This window comes from Salegentibacter sp. BLCTC (assembly GCF_015143665.1).
Classification (GTDB): Bacteria; Bacteroidota; Bacteroidia; order Flavobacteriales; family Flavobacteriaceae; genus Salegentibacter; species Salegentibacter maritimus.
On the sequence record NZ_WYEW01000001.1, the window covers coordinates 91,028 to 103,569 of the forward strand.

The window sequence follows — 12,542 nt, forward strand, 5'->3', positions numbered from 1 at the left end:
ACTTTTGCAAAAAAGCCACTTTAGTTTGAACCAAACACCTATTTATCAATCCAGATTTGAAGCTTTAAATTGCTGTATTCTAATTCCTACCTACAATAACGAGAAAACTCTAGGTGGTGTTCTACAGGATTTACTTCTATATACCGCCAATATTTTGGTGGTTAATGATGGTTCTACAGATGCTACGAGGGATATTCTTAAAGATTTTCAGGAAATTAATGTCCATCACTTTCAAGAAAATAAAGGAAAGGGCGAGGCTTTAAAACACGGATTCAAAGTAGCTGAAGATCTAGGTTATAAATATGCCATCACCATAGATTCTGATGGACAGCATTATCCAGATGATTTGGACATTTTTCTTACCCAATTAGAAGAAAAAAAAGAAGGTACAGAGATTTTACTGGTGGGTGATCGTAATATGGGACAGGATGGAATTCCCGGAAAAAGTACTACCGGCAATAAATTTTCTAATTTTTGGTTTTTGGTGGTCACCGGTACCCAACTTACCGATACGCAAAGTGGCTACAGGCTTTATCCGTTAAAGGTGGTAAATAATATAAAGCTTTATACCAATAAATTTGAATTGGAAATAGAGATTATTGTCAAGGCTGCCTGGAGAAAAGTAAAAGTAAGAAACGTGCCCATAAAAGTTTTCTATGAAGAAAACCGGGTTACACACTTTAGGCCGTTTTGGGACATTACCAGGATAACGATATTGTACATTTGGTTTGTGTTGGTGAGTTTTTTTTATATACATCCGCGTGATACTTACCAGGATTTTAGAAAGAAAGGCTATAAACGTTTTTGGAAAGAAAACATTATTAAAAGTCAGGAGCCGGCCCATAAAAAGGCGGCAGCCATTGCACTTGGTGTTTTTGTAGGAATCTTACCGTTTTGGGGGCTACATACGCTTTTGGTATTTAGTTTAGCGGCTATGTTTAAATTGAATAAAGTAGTTGCTTTTCTTTTTAGCAATATTAGTATTCCGCCGCTTATTCCTTTTATAATTTACGCAAGTTATCAGTCAGGTTCTTTGCTTACAGGACGTGGTTTTGCCTGGCAATTAAAACCTGAAAATTTTGATTCTACATCCGATATATTCTTTGGCCTTTGGCAATATATAATAGGAAGCTTCGCCCTTGCGGGAATTGCAGCTTTACTACTGTGGATTGTGTTTTATTTCTTATTTTCGGTAACGAACCAAAAACAGGTTATAAAACCTTAAATGCACACTTTCTTTCTTAAACTTTATTATTTTTTTCGAAGGCAAAAAGCAGTTGGTTTTTTCCTTTTGGCACTTTTTGTAGGTGTCAATGGCTATTTTGCCAGTAAAATTACATTAGAAGAAGATGTTACTAAATTAATTCCCACCGGCGAAAAGCAGGATGTTCTTAGGGAAGTATTAGAGCATACCGAGTTTTCAGACAAACTAATTATTGCTGTTTCTTCAGAAGAAAAAGATCCGGAGGAACTTACCCGGTATGCAAATCAATTAACCGATTCCCTGCATAGCCAAATACCGGGATATTTCACCAAAATTCAGGGAAAAGTACCGGAAGCAGGGGTTTTGGAGGTCTACGATTTTGTATACCAAAACCTACCTTTGTTTTTAAATGAAAAAAATTATGCTGAAATAGAAAATAGGCTGGAGGTAGATAGTATCCAGGACCGACTGGAAAAATCCTATAAAAATCTTATTTCCCCAACCGGCTTTGTTACCAAGAATTTTATCTTTAAAGATCCACTTTCCATAACCAATTTGGGGCTGGAAAAGCTTAGAGAACTACAGGTAGATACCAATTTTAAGATCTATAATAATTATTTGATTACTAAAAATGAACAACATTTATTGTTGTTTATTACTCCCAAATATCCCTCCTCCGAAACTAAAAATAACCAGATTTTTATTCAGGAACTCGATAAAATAATCTCCAACTTAAATAAAAATCCAAAAGTAAATGCGCAATATTTTGGTGGGGTTTTATACGCTATTGCCAATGCAAATCAAATTAAAAAGGATATTCAAATAACATTAAGTATTGCTTTTAGTATCCTTTTTTTATTACTAATTGTGTTTTACAGAAAGTTTTATGTACCGTTACTTCTCTTTATTCCAAGCGTTTTAGGAGCTTTATTGGCTATAGGTGTTTTATACTTAACAAAGTCTTCGGTTTCAGCTATTTCTTTGGGAATTGGTGCCATTCTTTTAGGAATAAGCCTGGATTATGCGCTTCATATTCTTACGCATTTTAGGAATAATGCCAATGTGAAAGTACTTTATAAAGAGGTAGCAAAGCCTATCTTAATGAGTAGTTTTACCACGGCAATTGCTTTTTTATGTCTCCTTTTTCTTAAGAGTGAAGCTTTAAACGATCTGGGTATTTTTGCCGCTGTAAGTGTTGTAACGGCTTCGGTTTTTGCACTTCTGTTAATTCCACATTTTTACCGGGCACCTAAAGATCCTAAGAAAATAAGATCTAATTGGTTAGATAAAATTGCTTCATATAGATTTTATGAACGAAAATTTTTTGTGGCCGGGGTAGTGCTTTTATTTATAGGCGGACTTTTCTTTTTTAATTCTGTTAGGTTTAATGAAGATCTTTCTCAGCTTAATTATGAGCCGAAAAACATAAAAGAAGTCGAAGAGAATATTAAAAATATCTCTAAAAAAGCAGCCAATACTACCTATTTGGTTTCTTATGGAAAGGATATTGAAGAGGCCCTGGAACAAAATAACGAGCTCTACAGAGAGCTACAATTATTAAAAAATACAAATAAGATAGAAAACTTCAGTAGTATTGGTGGGGTAGTGCTTTCTACACAATCCCAAAACGAAAAAATTGAAACCTGGCGGGATTTTTGGACAAAAACTAAAAAGGAAAAATTAAAAGAAAACCTACTAAAAGAATCGGCTAAACTTGGTTTTAAGCAAGAAAGCTTTAATAGGTTTTACGAGCAACTGGATAAAGATTTTAGCGGAATTTTTCTCGATGATTACCGCAATGTAAAAACACTTTATTTAGACGATTTTATAAATAGAAGTCCCGGATTCTCTACCGTAACCAGTACGCTTAGTTTTAATGAAATGCAGTCCGGGGTATTGGAACAATTAGAAAAAAAAGGCAATGTAATAGCAATAGACCGAAAACAAATGAACCAGGATTTTTTGGGGAATTTGAAAAATGAATTTAACCGACTGATCTTATTCTCGGTAATTGCGGTTTTTATTGTTTTATTGTTCTTTTATCGTAGCCTGTTGCTTAGCTTGCTAACACTTTTGCCCATTGCCGTTACCTGGGTAATTGCTTTGGGACTTATGGCGATTTTCGAAATTCAGTTTAATGTTCTCAACATTATAATTTCTACCTTTATTTTTGGTCTGGGCTTGGATTATAGCATTTTTATAACCAATGCCTGCCTTAAAGAATACGAAACCGGGAAAAAGGCATTAGCAACCTATCAGGCATCCATTCTACTATCGGTTTTAACCACCTTATTGGGAATAGGCGCATTGATATTTGCTAAACATCCTGCGCTACAGTCGGTTTCTATAGTTTCAGTAATTGGCATTATAACTGCTATGATTGTAGCTTTTGTATTCCAAACAAAATTATTCCAAATCCTTCTCTTTAAAAGAAGGGAAAATGGCCGTGCGGCTTTGGGTTTTCGCGCCTTTTTTAAAAGAAATACCTCTAAAGAAAGGCTATATTTTAAACAGAAATTGTTGGCAAACTATCGTTATAAATCGGTGTATAAAAATGCAAAAAATGAATTTTCAAAGCAAAGGGAACGCTTTTTAATAACTTCAGAATTTGTAGAACCCGGTGAACATGTATTTTTGCAGAACACCTATTTAGGCTTGTTACCTTTGTTTCTATTTCTAAAAAACCAACATACTTTTTTTCAGGTTTTTGACTCAGATAAAGAAAACTTAAAGATTTCAAAAAATAGCTTTAGCGCAAGCAGTGAAAATTTAAAGTTTCAGAAGAATATTCCTTCACAATTTACTGGTATTTCAGTATTTATAATTACCAAAAATCCGGAAGCAATTATTGCTGAAACCTTAAGGGAGGCTATTAAAAAAAATGCTGAAAAAGTGATTATTTTAACTTCTGATTATAACAGCAGATGGCTAATAGACCATAATTTTGAAATTATTTACCGACAAAATAATATCCTGATTTTAAAAAGAATGTCTTAAGTGAATTTATTTTTTAGTAAAATATCGGTTTTAATTGCAGTTTTATTGCTTTTTAATTCCTGCGGAATAAAACCCTCTATGGAACATAGACCCGATATTTTGGGAATTGAAACCATAGATACTACGCGAACAAAGCTCAGTAAAACTCATTATAAAATTGGGAAAAATTCACTGTACAGGAATAAACATGGTATTTGGGAATTATACATTGAAGGCGATGCCCTGGAACGTGGTGTGATTGGTGGAAGTTTAACGAGGGAATTAATGCATAAACAGGAAACGGCTTTTATGGAAAAGATCTATGAGCTGGTTCCCAATACCGGGTATCGAAATTTTCTTAAAAAAACCGTGGCCTGGTTTAATCGTAAATTGTATTTGCACGTACCGGAAGAATACAAACAGGAAATATACGGGACCTCGTTATTTGGCCTGGAAAAATATGATGATTTTGCGCCGGCTTATATTAGAATGCTTTATTTTCATGGTGCCCACGATATTGGCCATGCCTTGCAGGATTTAATGTTGGTTGGTTGTACCTCGTTTGCCGCCTGGGATAATAAAACCGAAGATGGCCAATTACTCTTAGGTAGGAACTTCGATTTTTATGCGGGAGATGAGTTTGCAGAAGAAAAAATTGCAGCCTTTGTAAACCCCGATAATGGACATAGGTTTATGATGTACACCTGGGCCGGGATGATTGGTTCGGTAAGTGGTTTAAATGAAAAAGGAATAAGTGTTACACTTAACGCTGGAAAAAGTAAAATTCCTTTACAGGCTAAAACGCCAATTAGCCTGGTTGCCCGTGAAATTTTGCAATATGCCTCTTCTACTGAAGAAGCCATTGCAATTGCCAAAAAACGAGAGGTATTCGTATCTGAATCTATTATGGTGGGAAGTGCCAAAGAACAGAAGGCAATTCTAATTGAAGTAGCCCCGGGAAAATTAGGTGTTTATGAAGTTGAAAACTCAAACAAGTTAATTTGTAGTAATCATTTTCAAAGTGAAGCCTACGCTGAAGATAGCCGAAATTTAAAAGCCAAAACTGAAAGTCATTCGCAATACCGGTTTGATAAAATGCAGGAACTGCTTGCTGAAAAAGACAAATTAAATCCGCAAAAAGCCGCCGATATATTACGAAACAAAGAGGGGTTGGATGGAGTTAGCTTAGGTTTTGGCAACGAAAAAGCTATCAATCAATTATTAGCGCATCACGGAATTATTTTTAAGCCTGAAGAAAAAAAGGTTTGGGTATCGGCAAATCCTTATCAGTTGGGCACTTTTGTGGCATACGATCTTGATAGTGCCTTTAAAAAGTTTGAAGAAGGAAATGTTACAAAAAGTGTAATGCTCAATGAACAAAACATTGGCGCAGACCCATTTTTAAATTCAGAAGCTTATAAAGACTATGAAAAATATCGAAAATTAAGTCAGGAGTTAACGCATGCGATTTCTAAGGGAAAAGAGATTTCAGAGGCAAAAATCAAAACCCTAAAATCCTTAAATCCTCACTTTTGGGAGGTCTATAAAATTTCCGGAGATTATTATTTTCAGCAACAGGACTATAAAAAAGCAGTGATAAATTTCAAGCAGGCGAAAAGGAGGGAAGTAACTACTTTACCAGATGAAGAATATCTGGATAAAATGATTAAAAAATCTTATCGAAAAATCTAAATGACCAATTTTTACGATATAAATAAAAATAAGGAGTTGCTAGTACAGCAGTTAGAATACACTGCTAAAAATTCTCCTTTTTATAAAGCGCAATTTAAGAAAAACAATATAGATATAGGTCAGGTTAATTCTTATCGGGAATTCAGAAAAATACCAATTACTACCAAAGAGGATTTACAGAATTATAACGACGAATTTATTGCGGTTAAAAAAGATGAAATTATAGATTATGTAACTACTTCGGGTACCCTGGGGAATCCGGTTAGTTTTGCTTTAAACGACGCCGACTTAGAGCGGCTGGCCGAAAACGAACGCCTGTCTTTTGAAATGGTAGGAGTCACGAAATCTAGCGTCGTGCAACTTACTACGACTCTAGACCGCAGGTTTATGGCCGGGATGGCTTACTTTTTGGGTTTACGAAAACTGGGTGCCGGGATTGTAAGAACCGGCAGTGGTCTGCCGGGTTTGCAATGGGAATCTATAGAAAGGTTTAAACCTGATTTTCTTATTGCAGTTCCTTCATTTCTGCTGAAAATGATCGATTTTGCTATTGAAAACGGAATTGATTATAAAAATTCCTCAATTATAGCTGCTGTATGTATTGGCGAACCTTTGCGAAATCCAGATTTTAGTCTAAATTCTTTAGGTCGAAAAATAAAAGATTTATGGGATATAGAATTATTTTCTACCTATGCCAGCACTGAAATGGCAACTGCATTTACCGAGTGTAACCAACATAAGGCTAATCATAGTTTATCAAGTTTAATTTTTACTGAAGTTTTAGATGAAAATCAAAATCCGGTAAAACCCGGTGAAATTGGAGAATTAGTGGTAACGCCTTTGCAAACCCAAACAATGCCGTTAGTGAGATTTGCAACAGGAGATATGGTGAAGTTTTATAGAGAAAATTGTGATTGTGGGGGAAAGTCAATGAGAATTAGCACTCCTGTTGGGCGTAAAAAGCAAATGATAAAACTGAAAGGAACTACGCTTTATCCACAGCAAATAATCAATTTACTTACGGCTTTTGAAACTCTAAAAATATTTGTTATCGAAGCGAGTTTAAATGAAAATCAAAATGATAAACTCCTGATAAGAATCCCGAATGACTTTGTAGAGATTGACAGGCTTCAGGAGCATTTACAGTCGGGCTTAAAAATAAAAATACCTTTAGAAAGAACTTCCGTAGAAAAACTTGAAAAGCTAAAGTTTCCAAAAGAAAGCAGAAAGCCAAAAATTTTCTATGACAATCGCTAAGTTTTAAATAATCTTTTTGATAACGCGAAGTTGGTGGGTATGTCTTTTTAAATCGGCATTAAAAATTCCGGAATGATCAATTCTATCAATTCTTACTTTTCCGTCTACGTGAATAATATAATTATCGTTCATCATAATTCCCACGTGGTCTATTACTCCATCCTTATCATCAAAAAAAGCAAGATCCCCGGCTTCACTTTCTTCAATAAAACTAAGCGGTTCGCCTTGTTTAGCCTGATCGGCCGAATTTCTATTTAATTGGTAGCCGTTTAACTTGTAAACCATTTGTGTAAGTCCGCTGCAATCAATACCCAGGGGCGATTTACCTCCCCAGGCATAGGGGCTGTTTAAATACAAAAGGGCTGTTTTTACAATCTCATTTTTAGGATTTTTACAGCTAATAAAATTTCCTTCAAAATCATGACTTAATAAACCTGTAGCGTTAAGTGATGCTCCCAGTGGAATTGTGATAAGATGTCCATTTTGATCGGTTAAAAAATCAAACAAATCAGAGGAATATTTGGGCGTAGACTGTTGTAATTGCAGGTAAATTTCTTCAGGAATTTTAAGCAATTGACTATTGGAGATCCAGGCCTCAAAATTATCGAATGCAACACGAATCCTGCTCCATTGAGCACGTTCTTCAAGTATTTTAAAATGTTCTCCATAAAGAACCTGAGAGACCATTTCGCTCTGATTGGATGTGGTTTCGCGAAGTGGTACAATGCTTAAGGGGCAAATTCCGTATTGCATTCAATAAAAAATATATAATTATGAGTTTCGCTCTATTACCATTGCAGATGCACCGCCACCGCCATTACAAATTGCGGCTGCACCTAATTTTGCATCATTATGCTGCAATACATTTAATAAGGTAATAAGAATTCTTACTCCGCTGCAACCCAATGGGTGACCTAAAGATACGGCACCACCATGTACATTGGTGATCTCGTCACTAATGCCTAAAATCTTCATATTGGCAAGGCCAACCACAGAAAAAGCTTCATTAAACTCAAAGAAATCTATGTCGTTTTGAGTAACCCCGGCATTTTTAAGCGCTAGAGGCAAAGCCTTGGCAGGTGCAGTAGTGAACCATTTTGGTTCCTGGGCTGCATCGGCAAAACCTTTGATGCTGGCCAGAATTTCAACACCTAACTCTTCTGCTTTTGCACGGCTCATTAAAACTACAGCACCCGCACCATCATTAATGGTAGAAGCATTTGCGGCAGTTACCGTACCATCTTTACTAAACGCAGGACGAAGTGAACTTATTTTGTCCATTCTCACATTTTTGAACTCTTCATCTTCTTTTATCACTAAAGGATCTCCTTTTCGCTGCGGAACTTCAACCGGTACCACTTCGTTGTCGAATTTCCCATCGGCCCAGGCTTTAGCAGAACGCTCGTAAGATTTAATAGCGAAAGCATCCTGATCTTCTCTGGAAAAATTGTGTTCGGTAGCACAAAGATCGGCACAAACTCCCATAGCACTATGGTCGTAAGCATCTACCAGGCCATCTTTTTGCATCCCATCTTCCATTTTTGCCGGACCAAATTTTTGTCCTTTTCTATGGTATAAATAATGTGGAATTAAACTCATATTTTCCATACCGCCGGCAACCACTATAGAAGTTTGTCCCAGCATAATAGATTGTGCTCCCTGCATAACGGCTTTCATTCCGCTGGCACATACCTTATTTACAGTAGTACAGGGAACAGAATCTGGAATTCCGGCTTTTAAAGCTGCCTGTCTTGCAGGTGCCTGGCCAACACCGGCCTGCACCACATTTCCCATTAAAACCTCCTGTACAAGTTCTGGTTTTAAATCAATTTTATTTAGAGCTCCTTTGATGGCAACAGCCCCCAAATCGGTAGCTTCTACGGTAGATAAGCTACCCAAAAAACTCCCTATGGGAGTCCTTGCGGCGCTTACAATTACTACTTCGTTATTCATCATTTATGTTTTAGTTATTTCTTCTTTTGCGAATTTAGTGATTTTATAAGGAACTTAACAAGAGTGCTTCTTTGGCCGCTATTTTTTAGTACATTTGAGCAGTAGCACGATTTATATGAAGAAATTCGTAAATAACCTGTATAAGAACCAGGCACTATTTTACAAGGTATTTTTATTTGCGCTTACTGCAGTGCTCATTGTTTACCTGCTTCCAAAAGGAGGAAATTTTAAATATGAAATCCCTAAAGGGAAGCCATGGCAGTATGAAAATCTTTACGCGCCTTTCGATTTTGCCATTTTAAAGTCGGAAGAAGAGATTAAGCAGGAAAGACAACAAATAAGAAATAACCACACACCATATTTTCAATTTAATCAGAAAATTCCCAAAGAAGCTACAGTAAAAACACCTGAAGTAGTCTATGAGGTGTTCTCTGATAGCTTACTAAATAACAGGGAGATACAAGTTGTAGATTTTGTTAGAACTACGCTTGAAGAAGTGTATGAATACGGTTTGTTGCAAACTAATAACCGGGTAGAAGATAACCAGTTGGTATATTTAAGAAAAGGGAATGAGGCATTTGAAATTCCCTATAAAAATATCCTTAAACAAGATCAGGTTCGCAGTTTTTTAAACACCAAAATAAATGACTCCAACCTTTTAAATTTTGAGAACGAATTACTGGAGGTGTTTTTTAGTTTAATAGAGCCTAACGTAAGTTTTGATAGTGAATTTACTCAAAAAGAATTACAAAGTAAACTAGATAATATTTCTTATACCCGTGGTAATATCGAGCAGGGCAGCAGGGTAATAGCAAGGGGAGAAGTGGTAGAAGGCAATAAATATAATATTTTAAGATCGCTTAAAAATGAATATGAATCGCAGGTTTGGAGTGAAAGTAATTACAAATGGATTCTAGTTGGCTATAGTGTTTTAGTGGCCCTGGCGCTCTTAATGTTATTATTATTTATTAGAAAATATCGGCAGGATATTTTTGAGAATAATGTGAAGGTTACATTTATCTTTTTCAATATTCTCTTTATGGTATTGCTTACCACAATAGTGGTGAATTTTAATATAGATTATGTTTATGTAGTGCCATTATGTATTTTACCGCTTACTCTAAAAGCTTTTTTTGACGCCCGTTTAGGAATGTTTACTCATGTGATTACGGTGTTATTACTTGGTTTTATAGTTCCTAATAGTTACGAATATATGTTTTTGCAAATTATTGCGGGAATTGTAACTATTCTCACTGTTTCTGAACTATACAAAAGGGCAAATCTTTTTATATCGGTTGGGCAAATTACCCTGGTTTATATTATTTCATATTTTGCTTTTACGGTTATACAGGAAGGAAATATTGCCGATGTAGAGGCAGAAGTTTTACTAACTTTTTTACTTGGAGGTCTTGCCACGCTATTTGTACAGCCGCTAATTTATATCTATGAAAAAATATTTGGAATGGTCTCAGATATGTCTTTATTAGAACTTTCAGATACCAATTCAAAATTATTAAAAGAGCTTTCAGAAAAAGCGCCCGGAACTTTTCATCACTCTTTGAATGTGGCCAACCTGGCTGAAGCCGCCGCCAATGAGATTAACGCCAATGCTATGTTAGTAAGGGTAGGTGCGCTTTATCATGATATTGGCAAAATGAAAAACCCCACTTATTTTTCTGAGAACCAAACTTCGGCAGTAAATTCGCATGACGAATTGGCGCCTAAAGAGAGTGCCCAAATTATTACAGACCACGTAATTAATGGTATTGAGATAGCTAAAAAACATAATCTTCCAGATCGGGTAATAGATTTTATAAGAACCCACCACGGCACTACTACTGTTTACTTCTTTTATATGAAAGAGAAAGAACAAAATGAAAATGCGGTGGCAGAAGATTTTAGGTATCCCGGGCCAATTCCTTTTAGTAAGGAAACCGCGATATTAATGATGTGTGATAGTGTAGAGGCCGCCAGTAAAAGTTTAAAGGAACCAACTGCCGGAGTAATAGATAATTTTGTGGAAAAGATTATCAGTAAACAAATGAAAGAAGAACAATTCTTAAATGCCAATATAACTTTTAAGGAAATACAAGTGGTGAAAAAAATCCTTAAACGTAAGCTTAAGAATATTTTTCACCTTAGGGTAGAATATCCGGAATAGGCAATTAGCCTACCGCGGTAATTTTTACTTCATTACCGTTAAACTTAAAAGTGTCGCCTTGTTTTTTACCTTCCATTTCCTGGTAGATTGGAGCTTCTGTAGATATTGCATATACACTACTCCCATCTTCCATAGAAATTTCACCAATAGGAACCGAAATAAAATAATAGTTCCCGCTAGTTTCAATAACACTACCAAAACTAATTTTCTCGCTGTAAAGCTCGGGGTCTATACGGCTTAAACTTTCTTTCATTTCCCTGGCATTACTTAAACGCCTGGCATTTTTTTCGAAGTCGCTAAGTAATTCCCCCTTATTATCTTCATCATAATCTGTTTTAACATCATTGGCTTCCATAGATTCTTTAATAAGATCCATTTCCTTTTGATACCTTTCTATTTGCTTATTTACAATATCCAAACAGTTAAAATAGAGTTCTTTTTTATTACTTACCATATCTTTTTTTTTGTTGATTTATTTTAAAATTAAATAACCTAAAAAGGCTAAAAGAACATTTAGCAAAAGTTTAATATCCAACCAAAATTAATTTATAAGTATTTAGACTTATAATCATGTATTATAAGTTTTAAGGCTTATATTAAGTTATTATAAGTTTGTAGGCTAATATTTTTTATTATATTTGAAATATGGTAGCCGTAATTACAGCCGATTTAGTAGATTCTTCCAGTTATTCAGATTCTTTTTTAGATGAAGTCTTAAAAAGTCTAAAGTCAGAATTTGAAAACCTACAGCTGGAATATGGCCAAAATGAAATTGATTTTGAAATATATCGGGGTGATAGCTTTCAGGGTGTGGTTTTAAGGTACGAAGACTCATTAAGGATAGCTTTAAGAATAAAAAGCCTTATAAATAAAGTAAAGTTTAAAAATCAAAATTCTACAAATATTTTGGCCGATGTAAAAATAGCCATTGGTATTGGCAATTTTGAGTACAAAGGTGATTCTATAGCAGCTTCTAATGGGCAGGCTTTTCAGCTATCGGGAAGAACCTTAGATGCCATGAAAAACGATTCCAGGAGAATTAGATTAAAAACACCTCTTGAAAACTTAAATGCCGAGTTTGAAGCAAGTTTGTTCTTGTTGGATATGATAATGGAAAAATGGAGCCAGGCTTCGGCTGAAGTGGTTTATTTTCTTTTAAAAGGACTAAAAGAAACAGAGATAGCTACTGTGCTTAAGATTAGCCAGCCGGCCGTAAACCAGCGTAAAAAGGCTTGTGGTTGGGAAGCAATTTCGGCCTTATTAAAACGTTTTGAGACTGTAACCGCACATAGTTTTTAA

At 35.4% G+C, this 12,542-nt stretch carries 9 protein-coding genes; 6 read left to right on the forward strand and 3 right to left on the reverse strand.

From position 1 onward, the window contains the following. Positions 1-25: 25 nt before the first annotated feature. Genes GUB10_RS00460 through GUB10_RS00475 form a run of 4 tightly spaced genes read left to right on the forward strand, consistent with a single transcriptional unit; the run spans position 26 to position 7,129 of the window. Positions 26-1,225, forward strand: a complete 1,200-nt coding sequence (locus GUB10_RS00460; protein ID WP_193709483.1) for a DUF2062 domain-containing protein — start codon at positions 26-28, stop codon at positions 1,223-1,225. Further along, positions 1,226-4,201: an MMPL family transporter gene (locus GUB10_RS00465; RefSeq protein WP_193709484.1), complete on the forward strand. Its 2,976-nt coding sequence runs from the start codon at positions 1,226-1,228 to the stop codon at positions 4,199-4,201. Beyond that, positions 4,202-5,872 (forward strand): C45 family autoproteolytic acyltransferase/hydolase, encoded by a 1,671-nt coding sequence (locus tag GUB10_RS00470; protein WP_370591065.1) that lies wholly within the window; start codon positions 4,202-4,204, stop codon positions 5,870-5,872. Further along, positions 5,873-7,129, forward strand: coding sequence for a phenylacetate--CoA ligase family protein (locus GUB10_RS00475; RefSeq protein ID WP_193709485.1), 1,257 nt, complete (start codon positions 5,873-5,875; stop codon positions 7,127-7,129). Positions 7,130-7,132: 3 nt separating this feature from the next. Here GUB10_RS00475 and GUB10_RS00480 read toward each other — a convergent pair whose 3' ends face one another. Both GUB10_RS00480 and GUB10_RS00485 read right to left on the reverse strand, forming a co-directional pair. Next, the gene (locus GUB10_RS00480) at positions 7,133-7,882 is read right to left on the reverse strand and encodes a C40 family peptidase (protein ID WP_193709486.1); all 750 of its coding nucleotides are present in this window, start codon (positions 7,880-7,882) and stop codon (positions 7,133-7,135) included. An 18-nt stretch (positions 7,883-7,900) separates the two neighbouring features. After that, positions 7,901-9,082: an acetyl-CoA C-acyltransferase gene (locus tag GUB10_RS00485; protein ID WP_193709780.1), complete on the reverse strand. Its 1,182-nt coding sequence runs from the start codon at positions 9,080-9,082 to the stop codon at positions 7,901-7,903. Between the two features lie 115 nt (positions 9,083-9,197). On the opposite strand from GUB10_RS00485, the gene GUB10_RS00490 reads away from it, so the two are divergent. Next, positions 9,198-11,243 (forward strand): HD family phosphohydrolase, encoded by a 2,046-nt coding sequence (locus GUB10_RS00490; protein ID WP_193709487.1) that lies wholly within the window; start codon positions 9,198-9,200, stop codon positions 11,241-11,243. 4 nt (positions 11,244-11,247) lie between these two features. Here GUB10_RS00490 and GUB10_RS00495 read toward each other — a convergent pair whose 3' ends face one another. Continuing rightward, positions 11,248-11,697 (reverse strand): transcription elongation factor, encoded by a 450-nt coding sequence (locus tag GUB10_RS00495; protein WP_193709488.1) that lies wholly within the window; start codon positions 11,695-11,697, stop codon positions 11,248-11,250. A 191-nt stretch (positions 11,698-11,888) separates the two neighbouring features. On the opposite strand from GUB10_RS00495, the gene GUB10_RS00500 reads away from it, so the two are divergent. Further along, a complete protein-coding gene (locus tag GUB10_RS00500) occupies positions 11,889-12,542 on the forward strand; it encodes a hypothetical protein (protein WP_193709489.1) in 654 nt (217 codons plus the stop codon).